Raw genomic sequence first — 21,676 nt, 5'->3', positions numbered from 1 at the left:
CAGGAGCCCGGCCCAAAGCCGGGGACATGGCCCTCAGCTCGCCAGGGTGGCCTGCTGCCGGGCCCGAGCCCGCGCCAGCTCCTGCTGGGCCTTCACCTTTTCAGTGCTGGCGGGCTGACCTTCGAAGGCCGCGGCGGCCTGCTGGGCCCGGTCCAGCTCGGCGGATGCCGTGCTGGCGTCGATGCTCTTGCCCAGCTCACCGCCGTTGACCAGCACGGTGACCTCGTCGGCTTCCACCTCGGCGAAGCCGCCGAGGACGGCGATCGCCGTCCAGGCGTTGCCCTCACGCACCCGCAGCACGCCCGTGTCGAGGGCGGTCAGCAGGGAGACGTGACCGGTGAGGATGCCGAGCTGGCCGGTGGTGCTGGGCAGGATCACTTCGTCGGCACTGCCGTCGAAGACGCTCTGATCGGGAGCCAGAACGCGGAGGGTGAGGGTCATGGGCGGAGGAGATCAGCAGGCGGGGGGAGTGGGGCGGCGCAGTGCCTGATCAGCCCTTGGCCTCGGCGAGGATCTTGGCGGCCTTGGCCTTCACCTGGTCGATGTTGCCGACGAGGTAGAAGGCGGCCTCCGGCAGATCGTCGAGTTCACCGGCGAGGATCTGGTTGAAGCCGGCGATGGTCTCCTCCAGCTTCACGTATTCACCCTTCTGACCGGTGAAGATCTCCGCCACGAAGAAGGGCTGGGAGAGGAACTTCTCGATCTTGCGGGCGCGATCCACGGTGCGGCGGTCGTCCTCGGAGAGTTCGTCCAGGCCCAGGATCGCGATGATGTCCTGCAGTTCCTTGTAGCGCTGCAGGGTGGCCTGCACGGCGCGGGCGGTGCGGTAGTGCTCATCGCCCACCACGGCCGGCTGCAGCATGGTGCTGGTGGAATCCAGGGGATCCACGGCCGGGTAGATGCCCTTGGAGGCCAGGCCGCGGCTCAGCACCGTGGTGGCGTCTAGGTGGGCGAAGGTGGTGGCAGGGGCGGGGTCGGTCAGGTCGTCTGCGGGCACGTAGACGGCCTGGATCGAGGTGATCGAGCCTTCCAGGGTGGAGGTGATGCGCTCCTGCAGGGCACCCACGTCGGTGCCGAGGGTGGGCTGGTAGCCCACGGCGGAGGGCATGCGGCCCAGCAGAGCGGACACTTCCGAGCCGGCCTGCACGAAGCGGAAGATGTTGTCCACGAACAGCAGCACGTCCTGCTTGTTCACGTCGCGGAAGTGCTCGGCCATGGTCAGAGCCGACAGGCCCACCCGCATGCGGGCGCCGGGGGGCTCGTTCATCTGGCCGTAGCAGAGGGCCACCTTCGACTTGGAGAGGTCTTCGGAGTTGATCACTCCGGATTCCTTGAATTCCTCGTAGAGGTCGTTGCCCTCACGGGTGCGCTCGCCCACGCCGGCGAAGACGGACACACCGCCGTGCTCCTTGGCGATGTTGTTGATCAGCTCCTGAATGAGCACGGTCTTGCCCACGCCGGCGCCGCCGAACAGGCCCACCTTGCCGCCCTGGCGGTAGGGAGCCAGCAGGTCGATCACCTTGATGCCGGTCTCGAACACCTTGGGCTTGGTCTCGAGCTCGGTGAGCTTGGGAGCTTCGCGGTGGATGGGGGCGGTCAGGTCGGTGCTCACCGGACCCTTCTCGTCGACGGGCTCGCCGAGCACGTTGAAGATGCGGCCGAGAGTGGCCTCACCCACGGGCACGGAGATCGGGGAGCCGGTGTCGAGGGCTTCCATGCCCCGCACCAGGCCGTCGGTGGTGCTCATGGCCACGGCGCGCACGCGGTGGTCACCCAGCAGCTGCTGGACCTCGGCGGTCAGGGCCACCTGCTGGCCAGCGGAGTTTTTGCCCTCGATGCGCAGGGCGTTGTAAATCCTGGGCAGCTTGCCGGCGGGAAATTCCACGTCCAGCACCGGGCCGATCACTTGACGGATGATTCCCTTGGTGCCGGAAGCGGCAGGAGCAGCAGCAGCCATATGTAAGGAGGGTCGCGGAGGACGCGCAGCGGGATCCAATCCCGCCCGAAGCGGCGCAACCTTACCACTGCGCGGGAACCCCAGGCGCCGGATCCGGCCGGCTGCCGGCGGCTGCCGGGGCGGCGTCTGGAACCCCGTGGCCCCGGACCGCCACGGGCTGTTCGGTCAACCGCACAGCACCCGCATTGCCCGGCCGGCACCGCTCCCCATAGGTTGGCACTCAGCAGCTTCGAGTGCCAGATCGGCATCAGAAGCGGCTTTCTGTGGCGTCTTTGGCGCCATGCCAATGGCTTCGCAACCCTTTCCGCAATCCATCCATGGCTGCTGTTTCCCTCAGCGTTTCCACCGTCAAGCCCCTCGGCGACCGCATCTTCATCAAGGTCTCCGAGTCCGAGGAGAAGACCGCTGGCGGCATCCTCCTGCCCGACACCGCCAAGGAGAAGCCCCAGGTGGGTGAGGTGGTGCAGATTGGCCCCGGCAAGCGCAACGACGACGGCACCCGTCAGGCCCCCGAAGTGAGCATCGGCGACAAGGTGCTCTACAGCAAGTACGCCGGTACCGACATCAAGCTGGGCAGCGACGAGTACGTGCTGCTCTCCGAGAAGGACATCCTGGCCGTCGTGAACTGAGCCAGGGCTCGCCCGACGATCAGCTCAGACCAGTTCCAGATCAGACCGTTCATCCCTTAATCACCGAGAACTGCCTCCCATGGCCAAGCGCATTATTTATAACGAGCAGGCCCGCCGCGCCCTCGAGAAAGGCATCGATACCCTGGCCGAAGCCGTTGCCGTGACCCTGGGTCCCAAGGGCCGCAACGTGGTGCTCGAGAAGAAGTTCGGCGCCCCCCAGATCATCAACGACGGCGTGACCATCGCCAAGGAGATCGAGCTGGAGGACCACATCGAGAACACCGGTGTGGCCCTGATCCGTCAGGCCGCCTCCAAGACCAACGACGCCGCCGGTGACGGCACCACCACCGCCACCGTCCTGGCCCACGCCATGGTGAAGGCGGGTCTGCGCAACGTGGCCGCCGGCGCCAACGCCATCACCCTGAAGAAGGGCATCGACAAGGCCTCCGAGTTCCTGGTTGGCAAGATCAAGGAGCACGCCAAGCCGATCTCCGACTCCAACGCCATCGCCCAGGTGGGCACCATCTCCGCCGGCAACGACGAAGAGGTGGGCCGCATGATCGCCGACGCGATGGACAAGGTCGGCAAGGAAGGCGTGATCTCCCTGGAAGAAGGGAAGTCGATGACCACCGAGCTGGAGGTCACCGAGGGCATGCGCTTCGACAAGGGCTACATCTCGCCCTACTTCGCCACCGACACCGAGCGCATGGAAGCAGTGCTCGAGGAGCCCTACATCCTGCTCACCGACAAGAAGATCGGTCTGGTGCAGGACCTGGTGCCCGTGCTCGAGCAGATCGCCCGCACCGGCCGGCCCCTGCTGATCATCGCCGAGGACATCGAGAAGGAAGCCCTCGCCACCCTGGTGGTGAACCGCCTGCGCGGCGTGCTCAACGTGGCCGCCGTCAAGGCCCCTGGCTTCGGTGATCGCCGCAAGGCCATGCTCGAGGACATCGCCGTTCTCACCAATGGTCAGCTGATCACCGAGGACGCCGGCCTCAAGCTGGAGAACGCCAAGCTGGAGATGCTGGGCACCGCCCGCCGCATCACCATCAACAAGGACACCACCACCATCGTGGCCGAAGGCAACGAGGTGGCCGTGAAGGCCCGCTGCGAGCAGATCCGCAAGCAGATGGACGAAACCGACTCCTCCTACGACAAGGAGAAGCTGCAGGAGCGTCTGGCCAAGCTGAGCGGCGGTGTGGCCGTGGTCAAGGTGGGTGCCGCCACCGAGACCGAGATGAAGGACAAGAAGCTGCGCCTGGAAGACGCCATCAACGCCACCAAGGCGGCCGTTGAAGAGGGCATCGTTCCCGGCGGCGGCACCACCCTGGCGCACCTGGCTCCCGCCCTCGAGGAGTGGGCCAACGCCAACCTCTCCGGCGAAGAGCTGATCGGCGCCCAGATCGTGGCCTCCGCCCTCACCGCTCCCCTCAAGCGCATCGCTGAGAACGCCGGTGTGAACGGCGCTGTGGTGGCCGAGCACGTCAAGAACAAGCCCTTCAACGAGGGCTACAACGCCGCCACCGGCGAGTACGTCGACATGCTGGCTGCCGGCATCGTGGACCCCGCCAAGGTGACCCGCTCCGGTCTGCAGAATGCCGCCTCCATCGCCGGCATGGTGCTGACCACCGAGTGCATCGTGGCCGATCTGCCCGAGAAGAAGGAAGCAGCTCCCGCCGGCGGCGGCATGGGCGGCGGCGACTTCGACTACTGATCGTCCCCGGCTTCCTGTCCACGGTCCAGTGGACGAGGGGGATCTCCGGATCCCCCTCCCAGGCGCCCCTTCGGGGGCGCTTTTTTCTTGCTCTTCCCCGGCCCCCGGGGCCTGGGCGTGCTCAGCGCTGGCTGGCCTCGCTGTTGGTGTCGGAGCCGGTCTGGTGGCCCTGGAGATGGCGCTCGCAGGCGCCGGCCGCACCGGTGGTGGCCAGACCAGCCAGCAGCAGCACGAGGGAGAGCAGATGTCGCATCCGGGAAGGGTCGGGCTCCGGCTCAACGTAGGCGGGTGGGCTGACGTTGTCGGGCTCTGTCACCAGCCACCCATGAAGGGCCCATGCCCTGCGGGCCGGTGATGTGCCCATGGCCATCCGCCTGCCCCTGAGCTCCAGTCCTCACCCCCGCTTGAGCCCTGCGGCGACCCGGACTTTGTCGCGGTTCCTACCGTTTCCGCCTCGTTTCGTAGCAACGGCTACCGGTCTGGTGACCACGGCGCCGCAGGGTGTCGGCCGTGCTGAGGGAGCTCCCTTGTTCAGTCCGGCTGAGACGATCCTGCTGGCGGCGGCGACCCCCATGGCCGAGGCCGCCGCGGCGCTGCGCAGTGCCAACAACGGGTTCGTGCTCATCAGCGCCGCGCTGGTGCTGATGATGACGCCGGCTCTGGCGCTCTTCTACGCGGGCTTCGTCCGCAGCCGCAACGTGCTCAACACCATGGTGATGAGCTTCAGCGCCATGGCCCTGGTGAGCGTGCTCTGGGTGCTGTTCGGCTACAGCCTGGCCTTTTCCCCCGGTTCAGGCCCCCTGGCCCCCTTCATCGGCGGGCTGGCCTGGGCGGGCCTGAGCAACTGGTCGGCCCCCTTTGGCGACGGTCAGATCAGCCACGGCGCCGTGGCGCTGTTCCAGACCAGCTTTGCGATCATCACGCCCGCCCTGATCTCGGGGGCAGTGGTGGAGCGGATGAACTTCCGGGCCTGGATCCTGTTCGTGCTGTTCTGGAGCACACTGATCTACATCCCCCTGGCCCACATGGTGTGGGGGCCAGGGGGCTTCCTCGGTGCCGATGGCCTGGGCGCCCTTGATTTCGCCGGTGGTCTGGTGGTGGAGCTGGCCTCCGGCGTGGCGGCGGCCGTGGCGGCGGTGGTGGTGGGCCGGCGCCGCACCTACCCCGACCACGGCGCCCCGCCCCACAACGTGCCCTTCATCCTGATGGGGACCGGCCTGCTCTGGTTCGGCTGGTTCGGCTTCAACGGTGGCAGTGGCCTGGTGGCGGGCAACCTGGCCTCCCTGGCCTGCCTCACCACCAACACCGCCGGCGCCGCCGCGGCTCTGGGTTGGATGCTGATCGAGACCTGGCAGCGCGGCAAGCCCACGGCCGTGGGCGTGGCCACCGGCGCCGTGGCCGGCCTGGTGGCGATCACCCCCGCCGCCGGCTTTGTGAGTCCTCTGGCGGCGGTGCTGATCGGCTTTGCCGCCGCCGCGCTGTGCAGCTGGGCCCTGCAGCTGAAGCTGCGCCTGCGGCTCGATGACACCCTCGACGTGCTGCCGGTGCATGGCATGGCGGGTCTGCTGGGCACCCTGCTCACCGGCGTGTTCACCCTGCGCAGCCTCAATCCAGCCGGTGCCGACGGTGTGATCGCCGGGCGCTGGGGCCAGCTGTGGATCCAGCTCCAGGCGGTGGGCTTCACCGTGCTCTGGGTGGGGGTGGGCACCTACGCCCTGCTCGTGCTGCTGCGGCTGGTGATCCCCCTGCGGGTCACGGATGCGGAGGAGCGCCAGGGGGTGGACATCAACGCCCACGGCGAGGAGGCCTACAACAGCGAGTTCACCAGCTGAGGGAGAGAGCTGAGGGAGATCGCCTGGGGCGCCCCCTGACCCTGAATCAGGGCTGGGGGTTGACGCCTCAGGCCGGATCGAAGGCAAGGGCCACGCCGTTGTTGCAGTAGCGCTTGCCGGTGGGCCGGGGGCCGTCGTCGAACACGTGGCCCTGGTGGCCGCCGCAGCGGCGGCAGTGGTATTCGGTGCGGGGCACGATCAGCTTGAAGTCGAGCTTGGTGACCACCGCGTTGGGCAGGGGCTGCCAGAAGCTGGGCCAGCCGGTGCCGCTGTCGTACTTGGCCTTGGAGCTGAACAGGGGCAGGCGGCAGCCGGCGCAGACGAAGGTGCCGGCACGCTTCTCCTTGTTGAGGGGACTGCTGAACGGCCGCTCCGTGCCCTCGCGGCGCAGCACGTCGTAGGCGGCGGCACCGAGGCGCTGTTTCCACTCGGCCTCACTCAGTTGCCAGGCCGGATCGGCCGCCTTGGAGGCCGCCTCTGCAGAGCGCCCCCCCAGCAGGGGGGAGACGGCGGCCGTGAGGGCGGCGAGCAGGCCACGTCGGGTCATTGGTCTGGGGCGATCGGTGCGGACGGAATCAGGCGCCCTTGAACCAACCGGCACTCAGGGCGGCGGCGAGGCCGAGGAAGGTGGCGAGCAGGGTCCAGCTGACGCGGTTGAGGGTGTTCTCGGCGCTGCGGGCGCTGCTGAACATGGAGCCGCCGCTGCTGGCCAGCCCGCCCATGCCATCGCCCTTGGGGCTGTGCAGCAGCACGGTCACCACCAGCAGCACGCCGCTGGCCAGCCAGATCCAGGTGAAGACGGTTTGGAGCATGGGGGCAGCCTAGGGCGCTGGGGTTCAGACCCCGAGGGTCTGGGGGACGCGGCTGGGGGCGACCGCCGTGCCGGTGGGCAGCACCAGCGTCTGGCCGGTCATGCGGGGCGGCTGGGGCAGGTCCAGGATCTCCAGCAGGGTGGGGGCGATGTCGGCCAGGCCGCCACCCTCGCGCAGGCGCACGTCGGTGCCATGGCCCGGCAGCTTGCGCTTCTCGCCCTCCACCAGGATCAGCGGCACCGGGTTGGTGGTGTGGGCCGTCCAGGCGCGGCCGTCGGGGCCCTCCATCAGTTCGGCGTTGCCGTGGTCGGCGGTGATCAGCAGGGTGCCGCCCATGCGGTTGGTGGCCTCCACCAGGCGGCCCACGCAGCGATCCACCGTGCCGATGGCGCTCACCGTCGCCTCCATCTGGCCGGTGTGGCCCACCATGTCCGGGTTGGCGTAGTTGATCACCACCAGGGAGTAGATGCCCTTGGCGATGGCGGCGATGCAGTTGTCGGTGAGCTGCTCCGCCGACATGGCCGGGGCTTCGTCGTAGGTGGCCACCCGCGGCGAGGGCACGAGGTGCCGGTCTTCACCGGGGAACGGCTGCTCGATGCCGCCGTTCATGAAATAGGTGACGTGGGGGTATTTCTCGGTTTCGGCGGTGCGGAACTGGCGGAGGCCATGGGCCGCCACCACTTCCCCCAGCAGGCCATCCAGGGGCTCGGGTGGGAAGGCCACCACCACCGGCAGGCCGGCCTCGTACTGGGTGAAGGTCACCAGATCGAGGTCGGCGATTCGCTCGCGGGGGAAGGCCTCGAAATCGGGCAGCACCAGGGCCCGCACCAGCTGCCGCACCCGATCGGGGCGGAAGTTGAAGCACACCAGCCCGTCGCCGCCCTTGAGGTGGCCGGGGGCCAGCCGCACCGGCTCGATGAACTCATCGGTGATGCCCTCGGCGTAGGAGGCCTCCAGCACCTGCAGGGGGGTGAGGGGCGTGACCTCGCCCGGCTCGCTCAGCAGCCGGTAGGCCTTCTCGGTGCGGTCCCAGCGGTTGTCGCGGTCCATGGACCAGTAGCGGCCGCAGATCGTGGCGATCCGGCCCACACCGGCCTCGGCGATCTGGCGCTCGATCGTGGCCAGAAAGCCCGGGGCGCTCTGGGTGGCCGTGTCGCGGCCATCGGTGACCACGTGGATCGCCACGTCGTCGAGGCCCCGGCCGGCGGCCCAGCGCAGCAGCCCGCCCAGGTGATCGATGTGGCTGTGGACGCCGCCGTCCGAGCAGAGCCCGATCAGGTGCAGGGTGTTGCCGCTGGCCAGCAGCCGGTCCGCCAGGGCATTGAGGCCGGGGTTTTCGGCCAGGCTGCCATCCTGGACGGCCTTGCTGATCCGCACCAGTTCCTGGCGGATGATCCGTCCGGCTCCGATGGTGAGGTGGCCCACCTCGGAGTTGCCCATCTGGTCGTCCGGCAGGCCCACATCGGCGCCACTGGCCTGGATCAGGGTGTGGGGGTAGGCGTGCCAGAGGGCGTCCATCACCGGCGTGTCGGCGGCGCGGATCGCGTTGTGGGCGTCGTCGTGGCGGTAGCCCCAGCCGTCAAGGATGGCGAGCACCACCGGCGCCACGGCGGGTCGGCTCACGAAGCTGGCGGTGGAACAGGAGCCACCCACCTGGGGCAGGCCGGCATCGACGGGATGGGGGGCAGCCGTGGCATTGGAGGCAGCCGTGGCCCGGGAGGCAGCCGTGGCGCCTGGGTCAGGACAGCCGCTGGGGCTGGACTCACGATCGGAGGAAGGATTTGCTGTCACCCGTTCGCCCCGCTCTTTCACTGCAATATCTCCACAACCCAACCTACCGTGAGCCCTCCTAAGGGCCTGCTTGATCCCCGATTGCGTCAGCTTTTGTCCACAGGGTCGGCCGACCCCTTGGGCGGACGCGGCTGGCGGTACGGGCTCCGCTGCGGCGTCGCCGGGCCCTAGCCCCGCCCCTGAGCCCGCTGGGCCGGTGCCGCTGGGCAAGGCCCGTAGCATGGCGCCCCTTCCCCGATGCCGTGGTCTTGCCCAGTCCCGAGGAGCGCGGCCTTCAGCGGAGCGGCCCCGCCGAGCGCGGTGATGGGGGTTCCGTGGACTTCGGCGCAGGGCCTGCCGCGAACGCCCAGGCCGACGCTGCGGTCCAGGGATACGCCCCTGCCACGCGTGTGGAAATCCTGTCCGCCCAGGAGCTGGGACGCACCCTGAACCGGTTGGCGTCCCAGGTGCTGGAGAGCGTCGACGACAGCCGCTCGCTGCTGCTGCTCGGCATCCCCACCCGGGGGGTGGCCCTGGCGGAGGTGCTGGCCGCCAAGCTCCAGGCCCTCTGCGGCCATCCGGTGGACCAGGGCAGCCTCGATCCCACGTTCCACCGCGACGATCTGCAGCGGGTGGCCACCCGGCTGGCGGCCCCGACCCAGCTGCCGGCGGCCCTTGAGGGCCGCGAGCTGGTGCTGGTGGACGACGTGATCTTCACGGGCCGCACCGTGCGGGCGGCCCTGGAGGCCCTACAGGCCTGGGGCCGGCCCCGACGCGTGCGCCTGCTGGCGATGGTGGATCGGGGCCACCGGGAACTGCCGATCCAGCCGGATTTCTGCGGTCGGGTCGTGCCCACCAGCCGCCAGGAGACGATCGCCCTGTGCCTGCAGGCGATCGACGGTGAGGAGGGCGTGTTCCTGCTGAAGCCAGGCGCGTAGGTCGGCTGCCCCTGGGCGTGGGGCCGGGCCTTCAGGCCACCGGCTCGAGTTCGTCGGCGCGGAAGTGGGCGCGGAAGCGGCCGAAGGCCACGATCACCGGCAGGGTGGGGCTGATGGGACGCCCCTTGAAGTCGTTCAGCACCTGGTGCACCAGGCCCTGCTGGCCCTGGAGATCGAAGGCCTGGCCCCGATGCTCGGGGTGGTGGAACACCACAACGCTCTGGCTGACCCTGACCTGATCTCCCGCTTGCATGGAGGGTGCGCGTGCGACCGGCTCATCCTGTCACGCGTGCTACGCCGCCTGGGGACGCGCCCCCAGGGCGGCAGGTCAGCGGCGGCAGGCGCTCTCCGGCCCGGCCTCCACCACCCGGCCCCCCAGTTCCTTGCAGGCCGAGGTGAAGGCCTGCCAGTCGTCCACGCCCGCGGCGATCTTGGCCGTGACCAGGGCATTGAGCTTGTCGCTCGGCACGTTCGACTCCAGGCCCCCCTTGCCATGGCCGTCGTGCTCCTTCTCGTGGGCGTTCCGCAGTCCGTCGATCCCCTTCTGCACCTGCTGACGCAGGGGTTGGGTGTGGGTCTTCCACCAGGGGTGGTCGATGCGGTTGAGGGCATCGAGGGCCTCCCACCAGCGCTTCTGGGGGATCAGCTGCTGGGCCCGGTCCCGCTGCAGGCGGTTGCGGTTCCAGTTTTCCCGCAGGGTGTCGCCCAGGGCGGTGCCTTCCGGGTTGTGGTCGGCGTTGAACGTGGCCAGCACCGCCAGGGCCCCCTCCAGGTCGCCCCCCTGGAAGCGGGCCAGGGCCCGGGCCTCCAGCTGGCGCTGCCACTCCACCAGGCGCCGCTGGTCGGCGGAGCTGCCGGCCTCCGAATTCACCAGCTGCAGCTGGACCCGCAGGGCCTCGCCCACCTGGCCCGACGTCCAGAGGTTCTCCGCCTTGAGGCGGCGGCAGCGGCCCTGCTCCTGGGGTGCCGCGCCCCCCAGCCAGCGCAGCGAGGTGAGCTGCTCGCCGTAGCGCAGGCAGTCGTCGAGGCGGCCCTCCTGGGCGGCGCGCTCCAGCCGGCCCGGCAGCTGACGCTCCCACCAGTAGGCGGCCCCAACCCCGCCCGCCACCAGGCCGAGGGTGACCAGCAGCCAGAAGCGCGGAAGCCGGTGCCGGCGGATGGCCACGGAAGCAGATCGTCAGTGCAGTGGGCCCGTTCTATGAATGGGCCGGCCCCTGGGTCGTCCCCCGGGACCAGCCGCTGCGTCGTCCACCGGGGTGGCCGCCGGCCAGGGCTGCCGGGTGCCGGCCGCTCAGCGCACGCTGCCCAGGCTGCGCTCCGGCAGGGCCGTGCCGCTCAGCAGGTCCTCGGCCTGGAGCTGCAGCTGCCCGTCGGCATCGATCCGGAACCGCAGCCGCAGCCGATCCACCCCGGCGCTGGCGGCGGGGGCCAGGGGCAGCGCCTGCGGTTGCCGGGGCCAGGCCTCCACGGCGGCCTCGCCGGCCGGCCGCTGGCGCAGCACCGGCATTCCGCCGACGAACACCACCTCGCTGCGCTCCTCGCTGCGCGGCTCCCCCAGCACCAGCTCCAGCTCCCGCTGGCCCTCGCGGCTGGCGGCCAGCACCAGCTCCAGGGGACGCTCGGTGGGCCAGGCCTGGCCCGGCACGAACAGTGGATGCCAGCGGTGGCGACCGCTGCGCTGGTCCCAGCAGCGCAGCGACACGCCGCGGCTCAGCACGTCCTTCACCGCCACGCCCGGGGTCAGGGCCAGGGCGCCGAGGGCCACGGCCTCGATCGGCCGCTCGCCCCGCAGGGGCACCCCCGGGCAGCGCTCCTGCAGCCAGGCCTGCACAGCCGGCAGCCGGCTGGTGCCCCCCACCGGCAGCACCGCATCCAGGTCCGCCAGGCCGATGCCGGCGGCGCGGGCGGCGGCCAGCACGGTCTCCAGCAGCTGGTCGAGGGCGGCGATCAGGCCCCGCCGCTCCAGCAGCCCCGCCAGGCCGGCTCGGTCCAGGCGCAGGGAGCGGGGGGCGGCGCCGGGGGCCGGCGTCCAGAGCGTCAGCGCCTCCGGTTCGTCGCTGAGGGCGCACTTGAGCCGCTCGGCAGCGGCCAGCAGCGACGCCGAAGCCGGTTGGTCCGGGCAGAGGTCGGCGGCGATCCAGTGGTCGATGTCGCGGCCGCCGAGGGCCAGGCCCGCCTTGCCCAGCACCCGGGCGGTGCGCAGGGTCTGGCGAGAGCCCTCCAGGTCGCGGCCGCCGAAGCGCAGCAGCTGGGCGATGGGGGCGGCGCGGCCCTCGCCGCCCTCCAGGGCCACCAGGGACAGGTCGATCGTGCCGCCGCCCAGATCCACCACCAGCACCCGGCTGCCCGGTGCCAGGCCTGCGCCGATGGCGGCGGCGGTGGGCTCATCCACCAGGGCGATCTCCGGCACCGCCAGGCTGGCCGTCACGGCGGTGAGCCAGCGGCGGTAGCCGCGGTAGGCGTCGATCGGGGCGGTGAGCACCAGCCGGCTGGGCGTCAGCTCCGCCGGCAGCTGGCGCCAGAGGCGCTGCAGCAGCAGTTCGGCCGCCTGCTCGGGCGCCAGCAGGCTGGCGGGGGCGTTGGCGGCCGGATCGCCGGCGTCGCCCTGGCCGATGTGGCGTTTGAAATCCCGGTGCAGTTCAGGCCCCGGGTGCTCCGCCAGCCCGGCCTCCAGCACCTGGCGGCCGATCAGGGGCTGGCCGGAGTCGGCCTGGGCCAGCCAGAGCAGGCTCGGCACCACGGCAGGACTGCCGCAGGTGTAGGGGGCAAGCTCCAGCAGCTCGGCGGGGCCGCCGGCCGGCTGGTAGGCCACCACGGTGGTGGTGCTGCCCAGGTCGATGGCGAGGGTGCCGGCCATGGCGGTGGAGCGTGGCGGGGGGCGGAGGGGTGCGGCGGCTGTTCGGGCAGGCGCTGGGCTGACCCGGGGCTTTGCTGAATGCCTCCTTCTACAGGTCCTGACCTGCTGTCTGGCAGCCGGTCGCTCCTGCCGGAGCTGTTCCGCGGCCGTTGGACTCGACCTCGCGCAGCCTCTGGGTCCGCCACCCTTCCGCCCGGGTAGGCCCCGCAAGCTGCTGACCTAAGCTCCCTTTAAAGGCAGTGGAGACATGTTCATCGGCGTCGACGTGAGCCCCAAGGAACTGGCCCAGCGGGCCGAGAGCCTGATCCGCCACTCCAGCAACCGCTACCTCACCACCGTGCGGATCGCCTTCCGCGCCAAGCAGCGCCGCTTTGACGACTTCGACGGCCTGCTCGAAGACTCGATGATCAAGCCCGTACAGCGCGCCATCGTCGAACTCAGCGACGAGCAGGACCAGCCCGACCTGCTGCCCGGCTGAACCGGCTGGAGCGGGTGATCCATCTGGAAGGAGAGGGCTGGCGACTCGCCTGGGACGGTGCGCGCCAGCCCTTTGCTGTGCTCATCGGCGGTGACGGCTGGGCGGCCGAGCTGACCCTGGCGGAGGCCGAGGCCCTGCGGGCCGCCGTGGCCGACCTGGTGGGTCAGCACGCCGCGCTGGTCGATCAGCTGATGGCGGAGGAGGCGATCGAGCTGGAGCTGGAGCGCGGGGTCTGGTGGTTGGCGGTCGAGGGGGATCGCGAGCAGTGGGACCTGCGGGTGATGCTCAGCCCCGCAGGTGGCCAGCGGGCGATCGAGGGCTCCTGGCCGGCGCCGGCCAGCGCGGCGTTCACGCGGGCGCTGCAGCAGCTGGGCGGCCAGCCGTGAGGGCGTGCAGGGCGCAGTAATCGAGCCCGTCCAGGCCGGCGGGCGTGGCCCGCTCCAGCAGCGCCGCCAGCCCCTCCAGGCCCTCCACCGCAAGGCCGGCGCCGCGGGCCGCCGCCAGGAACAGCAGCAGGTCCTTGCGCAGGTGGGCGGTGGGGAAATTGGGGTTGGCGTAGTCGCCGGCGAGCTCCCGTTCCAGCTTCTTGTCGAAGGTGGGGGCGTAGAGGGCGCTGCCGCGCAGCAGCGCCATGAAGGCCTCCACCTCCACGCCGGCGTGCTGCACCAGGTGCAGCGAGAGGCTGAAGGCGTGGGTGAGGCTGGCGATCAGCTGGTTGAGGGCGAGCTTGGCGGCCATGGCGCTGCCCACCTCGCCGAGGCGCACCGGCGTGCCGGCCAGGTCCTGCAGCAGCGGCCAGAGCCGTTCCACGCTGGCGGCGGGGCCGCCCGCCATCAGCTGCAGGTTGCCGGCCAGGGCCTCCGGGCGGCTGCCCAGCACCGGTGCCTCGATGTAGTGGCCACCCAGGCTGCGGATCGCGACGTCGAGCTGGCGGCTCTCGTCCGGCGCGATCGTAGCGATCTGCACCACGCTGCGGCCCGCCAGGGCGCTGCCCCCCTGGTCCAGCAGCACCGCGGCGGTGATCGGCCCATCGCTCAGCACGGTGACCACCACCTCGGCCGCGGCGATGGCGGTGGCCGGCGTGGCGGCCAGCTCGGCCCCGGCGGCCAGCAGCGGCGCGCAGCGCTCGGGCGTGCGGTTCCAGACGCTGAGCCGGTGGCCCCGCTGCAGCAGGCGCTGGCCGATGGCCGCCCCCAGCAGGCCGGTGCCCAGCAGGGCGATCGCGCGGGGGCCGGTGGGTTCGGATGCCATCGATCCAGCTTGCCGGCCCGCGGCCCTGAGATCGGTGGCGAGATTGGCCGCTGATCAGCACTGCTGATCGAAGGGGTTCTCCCCCGCGCTGCTGCGTTCTCCCCAGGGTTTTGCCCCGGTTTTCCGCAGCTCCTCCCCCCAGGTGGGCCCGTGGGGCAGGGGCCTGGGGAGAACCCCGCCGCTCGGCCCTCTCCCGTTGACAGGCCGGACCCGCCGCTTCAAGCGGGGGGCGCGGCAGGGGCACTGTCGCTGAGAGCCACTGCGCTGCAGGCGATCCTGCGGTGAGACTGACCCCCGCGGCCCCTCGGCGCTCCGGTTTGACGCGGGCGCCGTGCTGTGGGGAACTGGTGCCCACAGCGCGGCATCGGGCGATGGAGACAACGGCAGGGCAGACAGCGGCATGGCAGATCACGCCCCGGCAGTCGGCGGTCCACGCGGCTGCGGTACCGACGGCAGTGGCGCCGGTGGCCGCGGCTACGGGGCCTGCGGGGGCCGGCATCGAGCCGATGGAGCCGCCGGGCATGGTGAGCCTGTGGGCCGAGGTGCCCGAACCCCTGCTGCACTCGATGCGGGGCTTCATCGAGGCGCACCCCAACTGGGACCAGTACCGCCTGTTCCAGGCGGCCCTGGCCGGCTTCCTGGTGCAGAACGGCGTGCAGAGCCGCGAGATCACCCGCTGCTACCTGGCCAACCTGTTTCCCCAGCAACCCCGCTTCGCTGAGCCGCTCTGAGCCGGCTCTGCCGCCGCCCGCGTGTCAGGGCTGTCCGCGGTAGGTCAGCAGGCCGGAGCGGTCCTCCGGGCCGAACAGCTGGCGGTAGGCCGCCGCCAGGCTGCAGTTCACCAGCGGCAGGGCCACCAGCAGGCCCGCCAGCAGGGCCAGCGCCCCTGCCACCAGGATCAGGCCCAGCACCAGGCTGAAGGCCAGGCCGCGCCCCCAGTGGGGATCGATGGCGACCCTCCCGGAGCGGAAGCTGTCGACCGGGCCCGTGCCCCCCAGCACCGCCAGGGGCAGATGCAACAGCTGGTTGACGGCGATGTAGGCGAACACGGCCCCACCCGCCAGGGCCGGCAGCAGCCCCAGCAGCGGCTGCACCAGCGTCAGCAGGCCGCTGCCCAGGCCGGCGATCACCAGCACCAGCACGTTGATCAGCAGGAGCAGCAGCACGATCAGCAGCAGCCGCAGGATGGCCCGGCCGTCCCAGCGGGCCAGGTCGCTGAAGCGGGGCCGATCTCCGGCCAGGCCGATCCAGGCGCCGCGCACCAGCCCCACGTTCAACCACAGGCTGCCCACCAGCCCCAGGGTCAGGCCCGCCGCGCTGGCCAGCAGCGCCAGGGGCACGGCCTCCCCCGCGGTCAGGGCATCGGCGCCGACCCTGTGCAGGCTCTGGCCCAGCACCGTGCTGCTCCCCGCCAGCAGGGTGAAGCCCACGAAGCTCCAGGGGGCCAGCTGGAAGCAGCGCCAGCCCTCGCCCAGGGCCCGGCGGATCTGGATCGGGCCGGGGTGCAGGGCCGGCAGCGTCATGGCCGAGGGGGGAAGGGCACTGGGCGGCAACCTACCGGCCGTGCCCGGATGCGCCAGGGATCCTGGGGGCTGCAGTCATGGCCTCAGCGCAGGGGACCCAGCAGGGCCAGCAGCCGCTCGGCGCTGGCCTCGGGCACCGGCAGGATCGAGAGGCGGTTGCCGGCGCGCACCACCGGCAGCTCCTCCACGCTGAACTGCTCGCGCAGCGCATCCAGGCTGAGCAGCTCGGCGAAGCGGCCCACGTACTGGAGCCGCACGCAGTCCCAGCGGGGCGCCTCGGGCTTGGATTTGAGGTCGTAGTACTTGTTGGCGGGGTCGAACTGGCTGGGGTCGGTGAGGCCGGTTTCAATCACCTCCATCATCCCCACGATCCCCGGTGGCTTGGCGTTGGAGTGATAGAAGAAGGCGCGATCACCGATGGCCATTGTCCGCATGAAATTGCGGGCCTGGTAGTTGCGAATGCCATCCCACAGGGTGCTGCCCTCGCGCTGAAGATGGTCGATCCCGTAGACATCGGGCTCGCTCTTCATCAGCCAGTGGACCATTGCTGCGCCAGCATTCGGGCGCCAGGGTAACGCCGCTCCCGATGGCCCGCTTGACGGGCCGACGGCCCTGGGTAGGGTCCGTGGAATCGTCGGCGTCGCCTTGCCCTCCCCCGCCCCGGCCCCGCGTCTGGTCCTCAGCGGCGACCAGCTGACGGCCTCCTCCTCGGGCTGGATCGCCGCCCTGCTCAACCTGGCCTGCCAGGGGCATGGCTACCTCTACCAGCGCCGCTGGGGGGCCTACTGGATCGGGGCGGCGGCGGCGGTGGGCGCTTCCCTGCTGGGCGGCGTGGCCATCGGTGGGGGCACCTGGTGGCTCAACCGGACTCGCCCGGATGTCACCGAACTCACGACCAGCGCCGCCGTGGCGGGCGTGTATCTCGGCCTGGGTGGCGTGGGCCTTGGCTCCGCCGTGGAGGCCGGCCTGGCGGTGAACCGCTCCCGGCGGCGCCTGCAGCAGCCGTCGACTGAGCCCTGATCCCTGACCCTCAGAGCGCCTGCACCAGGCGGCGGAAGTGGTCGCCGCGGGCCTCGAAGTCGCTGTACTGATCGAAGCTGGCGCAGGCGGGGGAGAGCAGCACGGCCCGGCAGCCGTGGCGTGCCGCCAGCTCCCGGGCCAGGGGCACGGCCTGCTCCAGCCCCTCCACGGCGGCCACGGCCCCGCCGTAGCCGCCCTGCTCCAGCAGCCCCTGGAACTCCTGGCGGGCGGCTCCGTAGAGCACCACGGCGGCCGCCTGGCGCCGGAGTTCGCCGATCCAGCCGCCGGCCTCGCCCCGCTTCGACTCCCCGCCCGCCAGCACCACCAGGGGGCCGTCGAGGGCCCGCAGGGCCACTTCGGCCGCGTCGTAGTTGGTGGCCTTGCTGTCGTTGTACCAGCGCACCCCCTCCAGCTCCCGCAGGCGCTCCAGCCGGTGCGGCACCCCGGGAAAGCTGCGGAAGGCCTCCTCCATCACCGCGCCGCTGAGGCCCAGCTCCAGGCCCACGGCGGTGGCCATCAGCAGGTTCTGGCGGTTGTGGGCGCCGGGCATGGCCAGGGCGCGGGCGTCGAACAGGGGGCCATTGGGGCCCATCACCTGCTCGGCCTCGATCCACAGGTGGGGCTCGATGCCGGCGCTCCGGGCCTGCTGGCGCGGGCCGGCGCTCACCCACTGGGCGTGGTCCCAGCTGGCGGCGCGGCTGCGCAGGTCGGGGTCGTCGGCGTTGAGGATGCGCACCGCCGAGCGCTCCAGCAGCCCGCGCTTGATGGCGCGGTAGTGGTCCAGGGTGCCGTGGCGCTCCAGGTGGTCGGGGGTGAGGGTGGTCCAGAGGCCGATGCGGGGGGCGATCGCCGGGGCTGCCTCGATCTGGTAGCTGCTCAGCTCCACCACCAGCCAGGCGGGCAGGGGCCGGCCAGCACCCACCCGTTCCAGGGCCAGTTCCGCCGCCGAGCGGCCCACATTGCCGCCCATGGGCGCATCGAGGCCGGCGCTGGCCAGCAGGTGGGCCACCAGGTGGGTGACGGTGGTCTTGCCGTTGGTGCCGGTGATGCCGATCCAGGGCACGGGCTGCAGGGCCTCCCAGGCCGTGGTGATCTCGCCGTCGGTGCGGATGCCCTGGGAGCGCAGCTCCTCCAGGGCGGGGTGGTCCCAGCGAATGCCGGGGCTGACGATCACCCGGGCCGGCCGCTCAGCCAGGGCCGCGAAGCTGGCGGCGGCCAGGGGCGTGTGCAGCTGCACGGCAATGCCCTCGGCCCGCAGGGCCTCGGCCTTGGCCTCTAGGGCCTCGCCGCCGCCGCTCTCGAGCACCAGCACCCGCTGGCCCTGCTGGCGCAGCAGCCGGGCGGCCCCGAGACCGGAACGACCCAGCCCCAGCACCACGGTGAGCCCGTCTCCTGCCAACGCTTGTCCCGCGAAAGACTGGACCGGGGTCTGCATTGTTCAGGCGCTCGGAATGACGAGAGGCCGTGTAGGCGTTGACTGAAAAAAGTGGGCGATACTGGAATCGAACCAGTGACTCCTACCGTGTCAAGGTAGTGCTCTACCTCTGAGCTAATCGCCCGTGGCACTGATCGGCAGGCTCCACAGGAGTGCCGCAGTCCGAGCAACTTAGCAGTCCGGCTTCCGCCCCAACAGCAGCGCCAACAGCTGCCCCAACAGCCGCGCCAGGAGGCGCCAGGCCATCGGGCCCAATCCGGCGGTCCTCGCCTCTCGCGGCACGGGCCCACAGCCGACGGCCCCGGGCCCGTGCGCTCAGCTGCGCCGCAGCACCACCCGCCAGCGCTCGCGCTTGGTGGGCTGCACCTCCAGCAGCTCCAGTTCGCCGCGCCCCTCCAGCCGCAGCCGATCGCCCACCGCCAGCTCCTTGCTGGGGCTGCTCACCGGTTGCCAGTTGAGGCGCACGGCGCCGCTGCGCACCAGCTCCGCCATGCGGCTGCGGGACAGCCCGAAGCCCGCCGACCCCACCGCATCGAGCCGCAGCGAGGCCTCCACGCTGCTGAGCTGCTTGGGCTGCCGCTGGGCCGGCAACTGCAGCTGCTCCACCGGCAGCGCCTCCAGCTGCACCTCCACCGTGCGCACCCGGGCCGGCTGGCCGTGCAGGCGGGCGGCCAGCTCGGGCGTGACGATCAGCTGGGCGCCGCGATCGCCGCGGATCCAGATGTCGCCGAGCTCGCCCGGTTCGGCTCCGGCGGCCAGCAGGCCGTCCCGCACGTCGCCGGGTTCGGCGGGGTCGAACAGGAAGTTGCCGCTCACCACCAGGCCCATCAGCGGGGCGGCCTCTTCCGCGTGGGCCGCGCCGTCCGCCGGGCTGGTCTCGGCACTGCCCCTGGTCTCGGCGCTGCCATGAGGGGCCGCCGTCTGAGGGGCCGCCGCCAGCTCGGCCCGCTGCAGCAGCAGGCGCCTCCGCTCGGCCTGGGGCCAGCCGCCCGCCGAGTTCAGGGTCAGTTCGCTCAGGCTGCCCAGCCGCCGGTCGGCCTCCTCGCGCAGGTCCGCCGCCACGAAGCCGGTCCACACCGGCTGCCAGGTGCGCAGGGCCTGCTCGGCCTGATCGATCAGGGCGGCCAGCTCCTCGGGCCGGCGGCTTCCTTGGAGCAGGTCCTCGCGGGGCAGCATGGCGGGGGCGTCAGAAGTCGTTGAGGCGCACCAGGGCCTTGGGCTTGGCGGACTGCAGGGTGGTCCAGGGCATCTCCAGGCCCGAGGCGATCTCCACCAGCAGCAGCCAGTTGCCCTCCTCGAGCCGGTTGCGCAGGGCCCGCACCCGGTCGTCCAGGTCGGAGCTGACGCTGGCGGCCGCGGCGAAGCTGCCCATGAAGCCCGAGCCCAGCCCCAGCAGGCCGCCGATCAGGTGGGAGCCCACCGGGCCGGCGAAGGCGAAGGTGTCGAGGTCGGTGATGAAGGTGAAGGTGAGGCCGGCCAGGAAGCCGAAGGGCAGCAGCCAGCGGGCCATGCTGCGCTGCCGCAGCTGGCGGGAGAGCTTGGGGTTGAGCTCCGGCACCGCCTCCACCGGCTCTTCGCCCGTGCCGATGGCCAGCAGCCGCAGCGGCGGCGGCGTCATGGCGGCCAGCTGATCCCGCAGCTGCCGCAGCCGCTTGCGCTCCGAGAGCACCACCACCACGCTGTTTCCCAACCGACGCTCCGCAGGCGACCGCCCTGATTCTCCACGCCCCCGGGGCCCCGGGGGCGCCGCGCGCGGGGGCCGCCTGAGGGCCGCTCTCTACACTGCACCTCCCGCCGCCCCCACCCCGCCGGGTCATGACGAAGGTTCTGGTTTCCGACCCCATCGATCAGACAGGGATCGACATCCTGTCGCAGGTGGCCCAGGTGGACGTGCGCACGGGCCTGCCGCCCGAGCAGCTCAAGGCGATCATCGGCGAGTACGACGCCCTGATGATCCGCTCCGGCACCACCGTGACGGCCGACATCATCGAGGCCGCCGACAAGCTGCGGATCATCGGCCGCGCCGGTGTGGGGGTCGACAACGTCGATGTGCCCGCCGCCACCAAGCGCGGCGTGATCGTGGTGAATTCGCCCGAGGGCAACACCATCGCCGCGGCTGAGCACGCCCTGGCCCTGATGCTCTCGCTGTCGCGCCACGTGCCCCACGCCCACGCCAGCACCATGGCCGGCGGCTGGGACCGCAAGAAATACGTCGGCAACGAGCTCTACAAGAAGAAGCTCGGCGTGGTGGGCTTGGGCAAGATCGGCTCCCACGTGGCCCGCGTAGCCCGGGCCATGGGCATGGAGGTGGTGGCCTACGACCCGTTCGTGTCGGCGGAGCGCGCCCAGCAGATGCAGGTGCGGCTGCTGCCCCTGCCGGCCCTGTTCGCCGAGGCGGACTACGTGAGCCTGCACCTGCCCCGCACGCCGGACACCGAGAACCTGGTGAACGCCGAGCTGCTGAAGACGATGAAGCCCACGGCGCGCCTCGTGAACTGCGCCCGCGGCGGCATCATCGACGAGGCCGCCCTGGCCGAGGCCGTGCAGAACGGCGTGATCGCCGGCGCCGCCCTCGACGTGTACGCCAAGGAGCCCCTGGAGGCCGATTCGGCCCTGCGCGGCGTGGCCGAGCGGCTGATCCTCACCCCCCACCTGGGCGCCAGCACCGAGGAGGCCCAGGAGAACGTGGCCATCGACGTGGCCGAGCAGATCCGCGATGTGCTGCTGGGCCTGCCCGCCCGCAGTGCCGTGAACATCCCCGGCCTCAACGCCGAGGTGATGGAGCAGCTCAAGCCCCACCTGCAGCTGGCCGAGACCCTGGGACAGCTGATCAGCCAGCTGGCCGGCGGCCAGATCAGCGAGCTGGAGGTGCGGCTGCAGGGCGAGTTCGCCGCCCATCCGGCCCAGCCCCTGGTGATCGCCGCCCTCAAGGGCCTGCTCTCCACCGCCCTGGGCGACAGCATCAACTACGTGAACGCCAGCCTCGAGGCCAAGGAGCGCGGCATCCACGTGCTGGAGGTGAAGGACGACGCCAGCCGCGACTTCGCCGGTGGCTCGCTGCAGCTCGTGTCCCGCAGCCCCCAGGGCAACCACTGCGTGACCGGGGCCGTGTTCGCCGACGGCGAGCTGCGCATCATCACCATCGATGAGTTCCCGGTGAACGTGGCCCCGAGCCGCCACATGCTGTTCACCCGCCACCGGGACATGCCCGGCATCATCGGCCAGCTGGGCTCCGTGCTCGGCGAGCACAACGTGAACATCGCCTCGATGCAGGTGGGCCGTCGCATCGTGCGCGGCGACGCCGTGATGGTGCTGAGCGTGGACGATCCGATCCCCCCCAGCCTGCTGGCCACGATCAACCAGATCAACGGCATCCAGGAAGCCCATCCCGTGACCCTCTGAGCCCTTTGCTCTGACGGCCCCGGTCCTGGCCCCGAGCCCTGGCGGGGCCGGCGGCTCA

24 protein-coding genes and 1 tRNA gene are annotated in these 21,676 nt (G+C 71.3%); 9 read left to right on the top strand and 16 right to left on the bottom strand.

Translation table 11 applies throughout. From position 1 onward, the window contains the following. Window positions 1–33: 33 nt before the first annotated feature. Window positions 34–441 carry an ATP synthase F1 subunit epsilon gene (gene atpC / locus ACLV7J_RS06515; RefSeq protein ID WP_411868295.1) on the bottom strand — a complete coding sequence of 136 codons (408 nt, stop codon included), beginning with the start codon at window positions 439–441 and terminating at the stop codon, window positions 34–36. A 49-nt stretch (window positions 442–490) separates the two neighbouring features. Then, the gene (gene atpD, locus ACLV7J_RS06510) at window positions 491–1,957 is read right to left on the bottom strand and encodes a F0F1 ATP synthase subunit beta (RefSeq protein WP_411868294.1); all 1,467 of its coding nucleotides are present in this window, start codon (window positions 1,955–1,957) and stop codon (window positions 491–493) included. Between the two features lie 317 nt (window positions 1,958–2,274). Between atpD and groES the strand changes: the two genes are divergently transcribed. Both groES and groL read left to right on the top strand, forming a co-directional pair. Next, complete coding sequence (gene groES / locus ACLV7J_RS06505) at window positions 2,275–2,586, top strand: co-chaperone GroES (RefSeq protein WP_094588579.1); 312 nt, start codon at window positions 2,275–2,277, stop codon at window positions 2,584–2,586. A gap of 79 nt (window positions 2,587–2,665) precedes the next feature. Then, window positions 2,666–4,300 (top strand): chaperonin GroEL, encoded by a 1,635-nt coding sequence (gene groL, locus ACLV7J_RS06500; protein WP_411868293.1) that lies wholly within the window; start codon window positions 2,666–2,668, stop codon window positions 4,298–4,300. Between the two features lie 121 nt (window positions 4,301–4,421). Here groL and ACLV7J_RS06495 read toward each other — a convergent pair whose 3' ends face one another. Beyond that, on the bottom strand, window positions 4,422–4,553 hold the full coding sequence (locus ACLV7J_RS06495) for a hypothetical protein (RefSeq protein WP_411868292.1): 132 nt from the start codon (window positions 4,551–4,553) through the stop codon (window positions 4,422–4,424). Window positions 4,554–4,827: 274 nt separating this feature from the next. Between ACLV7J_RS06495 and ACLV7J_RS06490 the strand changes: the two genes are divergently transcribed. Then, a complete protein-coding gene (locus ACLV7J_RS06490; RefSeq protein ID WP_411868291.1) occupies window positions 4,828–6,132 on the top strand; it encodes an ammonium transporter in 1,305 nt (434 codons plus the stop codon). Between the two features lie 67 nt (window positions 6,133–6,199). Here ACLV7J_RS06490 and msrB read toward each other — a convergent pair whose 3' ends face one another. The 3 genes from msrB to gpmI are packed head-to-tail and all read right to left on the bottom strand — an operon-like array spanning window position 6,200 to window position 8,543. After that, window positions 6,200–6,679 carry a peptide-methionine (R)-S-oxide reductase MsrB gene (msrB, locus tag ACLV7J_RS06485; RefSeq protein ID WP_411868290.1) on the bottom strand — a complete coding sequence of 160 codons (480 nt, stop codon included), beginning with the start codon at window positions 6,677–6,679 and terminating at the stop codon, window positions 6,200–6,202. Window positions 6,680–6,707: 28 nt separating this feature from the next. Beyond that, complete coding sequence (gene secG / locus ACLV7J_RS06480) at window positions 6,708–6,944, bottom strand: preprotein translocase subunit SecG (protein ID WP_411868289.1); 237 nt, start codon at window positions 6,942–6,944, stop codon at window positions 6,708–6,710. 24 nt (window positions 6,945–6,968) lie between these two features. After that, window positions 6,969–8,543 carry a 2,3-bisphosphoglycerate-independent phosphoglycerate mutase gene (gpmI, locus tag ACLV7J_RS06475; protein WP_411868392.1) on the bottom strand — a complete coding sequence of 525 codons (1,575 nt, stop codon included), beginning with the start codon at window positions 8,541–8,543 and terminating at the stop codon, window positions 6,969–6,971. Window positions 8,544–9,124: 581 nt separating this feature from the next. Between gpmI and pyrR the strand changes: the two genes are divergently transcribed. Next, a complete protein-coding gene (pyrR, locus tag ACLV7J_RS06470) occupies window positions 9,125–9,652 on the top strand; it encodes a bifunctional pyr operon transcriptional regulator/uracil phosphoribosyltransferase PyrR (protein ID WP_411868288.1) in 528 nt (175 codons plus the stop codon). Between the two features lie 31 nt (window positions 9,653–9,683). On the opposite strand, the gene ACLV7J_RS06465 is transcribed toward pyrR, so the two are convergent. The 3 genes from ACLV7J_RS06465 to ACLV7J_RS06455 all read right to left on the bottom strand — a co-directional run bounded on the left by ACLV7J_RS06465 (window position 9,684) and on the right by ACLV7J_RS06455 (window position 12,509). Beyond that, the gene (locus tag ACLV7J_RS06465) at window positions 9,684–9,905 is read right to left on the bottom strand and encodes a ferredoxin-thioredoxin reductase variable chain (RefSeq protein WP_255126502.1); all 222 of its coding nucleotides are present in this window, start codon (window positions 9,903–9,905) and stop codon (window positions 9,684–9,686) included. A 75-nt stretch (window positions 9,906–9,980) separates the two neighbouring features. Next, window positions 9,981–10,817, bottom strand: coding sequence for a hypothetical protein (locus ACLV7J_RS06460; RefSeq protein WP_411868287.1), 837 nt, complete (start codon window positions 10,815–10,817; stop codon window positions 9,981–9,983). A gap of 126 nt (window positions 10,818–10,943) precedes the next feature. Next, entirely contained in the window at window positions 10,944–12,509 is a 1,566-nt protein-coding gene (locus ACLV7J_RS06455; protein ID WP_411868286.1) for an Hsp70 family protein, read from the bottom strand. Window positions 12,510–12,756: 247 nt separating this feature from the next. On the opposite strand from ACLV7J_RS06455, the gene ACLV7J_RS06450 reads away from it, so the two are divergent. Continuing rightward, window positions 12,757–12,987 (top strand): DNA-directed RNA polymerase subunit omega, encoded by a 231-nt coding sequence (locus ACLV7J_RS06450; RefSeq protein WP_094588561.1) that lies wholly within the window; start codon window positions 12,757–12,759, stop codon window positions 12,985–12,987. Between the two features lie 14 nt (window positions 12,988–13,001). Continuing rightward, window positions 13,002–13,373: a DUF1818 family protein gene (locus ACLV7J_RS06445; RefSeq protein WP_411868285.1), complete on the top strand. Its 372-nt coding sequence runs from the start codon at window positions 13,002–13,004 to the stop codon at window positions 13,371–13,373. Here the strand turns inward: ACLV7J_RS06445 and ACLV7J_RS06440 are convergent. Then, entirely contained in the window at window positions 13,336–14,238 is a 903-nt protein-coding gene (locus ACLV7J_RS06440) for an NAD(P)-dependent oxidoreductase (protein ID WP_411868284.1), read from the bottom strand. The genes ACLV7J_RS06445 and ACLV7J_RS06440 overlap by 38 nt on opposite strands. A gap of 464 nt (window positions 14,239–14,702) precedes the next feature. On the opposite strand from ACLV7J_RS06440, the gene ACLV7J_RS06435 reads away from it, so the two are divergent. Continuing rightward, window positions 14,703–14,969: a DUF2811 domain-containing protein gene (locus ACLV7J_RS06435; RefSeq protein WP_411868283.1), complete on the top strand. Its 267-nt coding sequence runs from the start codon at window positions 14,703–14,705 to the stop codon at window positions 14,967–14,969. Window positions 14,970–14,993: 24 nt separating this feature from the next. On the opposite strand, the gene ACLV7J_RS06430 is transcribed toward ACLV7J_RS06435, so the two are convergent. Together ACLV7J_RS06430 and ACLV7J_RS06425 are read right to left on the bottom strand one after the other, a co-directional pair. Continuing rightward, a complete protein-coding gene (locus ACLV7J_RS06430; protein WP_411868282.1) occupies window positions 14,994–15,761 on the bottom strand; it encodes a hypothetical protein in 768 nt (255 codons plus the stop codon). An 83-nt stretch (window positions 15,762–15,844) separates the two neighbouring features. Then, complete coding sequence (locus ACLV7J_RS06425) at window positions 15,845–16,306, bottom strand: EVE domain-containing protein (protein ID WP_411868281.1); 462 nt, start codon at window positions 16,304–16,306, stop codon at window positions 15,845–15,847. Between the two features lie 100 nt (window positions 16,307–16,406). On the opposite strand from ACLV7J_RS06425, the gene ACLV7J_RS06420 reads away from it, so the two are divergent. After that, entirely contained in the window at window positions 16,407–16,781 is a 375-nt protein-coding gene (locus ACLV7J_RS06420) for a hypothetical protein (protein ID WP_411868280.1), read from the top strand. 10 nt (window positions 16,782–16,791) lie between these two features. Here ACLV7J_RS06420 and murD read toward each other — a convergent pair whose 3' ends face one another. The 4 genes from murD to ACLV7J_RS06400 all read right to left on the bottom strand — a co-directional run bounded on the left by murD (window position 16,792) and on the right by ACLV7J_RS06400 (window position 19,906). After that, the gene (gene murD / locus ACLV7J_RS06415; RefSeq protein WP_411868279.1) at window positions 16,792–18,216 is read right to left on the bottom strand and encodes a UDP-N-acetylmuramoyl-L-alanine--D-glutamate ligase; all 1,425 of its coding nucleotides are present in this window, start codon (window positions 18,214–18,216) and stop codon (window positions 16,792–16,794) included. A gap of 52 nt (window positions 18,217–18,268) precedes the next feature. After that, window positions 18,269–18,340: transfer RNA gene (locus ACLV7J_RS06410), tRNA-Val, on the bottom strand. Between the two features lie 191 nt (window positions 18,341–18,531). Further along, on the bottom strand, window positions 18,532–19,392 hold the full coding sequence (locus ACLV7J_RS06405) for a photosystem II S4 domain protein (protein ID WP_411868278.1): 861 nt from the start codon (window positions 19,390–19,392) through the stop codon (window positions 18,532–18,534). Window positions 19,393–19,402: 10 nt separating this feature from the next. Beyond that, window positions 19,403–19,906 carry a hypothetical protein gene (locus ACLV7J_RS06400; protein WP_255126512.1) on the bottom strand — a complete coding sequence of 168 codons (504 nt, stop codon included), beginning with the start codon at window positions 19,904–19,906 and terminating at the stop codon, window positions 19,403–19,405. A 125-nt stretch (window positions 19,907–20,031) separates the two neighbouring features. Between ACLV7J_RS06400 and serA the strand changes: the two genes are divergently transcribed. Further along, entirely contained in the window at window positions 20,032–21,618 is a 1,587-nt protein-coding gene (gene serA / locus ACLV7J_RS06395) for a phosphoglycerate dehydrogenase (RefSeq protein WP_411868277.1), read from the top strand. Window positions 21,619–21,676: the final 58 nt, after the last annotated feature.

It is taken from the genome of Vulcanococcus limneticus LL (assembly GCF_943369875.1).
Classification (GTDB): domain Bacteria; phylum Cyanobacteriota; class Cyanobacteriia; order PCC-6307; family Cyanobiaceae; genus Vulcanococcus; species Vulcanococcus limneticus_A.
This window is presented reverse-complemented; position numbering and strand designations above follow the sequence as displayed.

Excerpts from the sequence above, each read along its gene's own strand:
- atpC (WP_411868295.1), bottom strand. The coding sequence starts at position 441 with ATGACCCTCACCCTCCGCGTTCTGGCTCCCGATCAGAGCGTCTTCGAC.
- atpD (WP_411868294.1), bottom strand. The coding sequence starts at position 1,957 with ATGGCTGCTGCTGCTCCTGCCGCTTCCGGCACCAAGGGAATCATCCGT.
- groES (WP_094588579.1), top strand. The coding sequence starts at position 2,275 with ATGGCTGCTGTTTCCCTCAGCGTTTCCACCGTCAAGCCCCTCGGCGAC.
- groL (WP_411868293.1), top strand. The coding sequence starts at position 2,666 with ATGGCCAAGCGCATTATTTATAACGAGCAGGCCCGCCGCGCCCTCGAG.
- ACLV7J_RS06495 (WP_411868292.1), bottom strand. The coding sequence starts at position 4,553 with ATGCGACATCTGCTCTCCCTCGTGCTGCTGCTGGCTGGTCTGGCCACC.
- msrB (WP_411868290.1), bottom strand. The coding sequence starts at position 6,679 with ATGACCCGACGTGGCCTGCTCGCCGCCCTCACGGCCGCCGTCTCCCCC.
- secG (WP_411868289.1), bottom strand. The coding sequence starts at position 6,944 with ATGCTCCAAACCGTCTTCACCTGGATCTGGCTGGCCAGCGGCGTGCTG.
- ACLV7J_RS06465 (WP_255126502.1), bottom strand. The coding sequence starts at position 9,905 with ATGCAAGCGGGAGATCAGGTCAGGGTCAGCCAGAGCGTTGTGGTGTTC.
- ACLV7J_RS06455 (WP_411868286.1), bottom strand. The coding sequence starts at position 12,509 with ATGGCCGGCACCCTCGCCATCGACCTGGGCAGCACCACCACCGTGGTG.
- ACLV7J_RS06450 (WP_094588561.1), top strand. The coding sequence starts at position 12,757 with ATGTTCATCGGCGTCGACGTGAGCCCCAAGGAACTGGCCCAGCGGGCC.
- ACLV7J_RS06440 (WP_411868284.1), bottom strand. The coding sequence starts at position 14,238 with ATGGCATCCGAACCCACCGGCCCCCGCGCGATCGCCCTGCTGGGCACC.
- ACLV7J_RS06430 (WP_411868282.1), bottom strand. The coding sequence starts at position 15,761 with ATGACGCTGCCGGCCCTGCACCCCGGCCCGATCCAGATCCGCCGGGCC.
- ACLV7J_RS06425 (WP_411868281.1), bottom strand. The coding sequence starts at position 16,306 with ATGGTCCACTGGCTGATGAAGAGCGAGCCCGATGTCTACGGGATCGAC.
- murD (WP_411868279.1), bottom strand. The coding sequence starts at position 18,216 with ATGCAGACCCCGGTCCAGTCTTTCGCGGGACAAGCGTTGGCAGGAGAC.
- ACLV7J_RS06405 (WP_411868278.1), bottom strand. The coding sequence starts at position 19,392 with ATGCTGCCCCGCGAGGACCTGCTCCAAGGAAGCCGCCGGCCCGAGGAG.
- serA (WP_411868277.1), top strand. The coding sequence starts at position 20,032 with ATGACGAAGGTTCTGGTTTCCGACCCCATCGATCAGACAGGGATCGAC.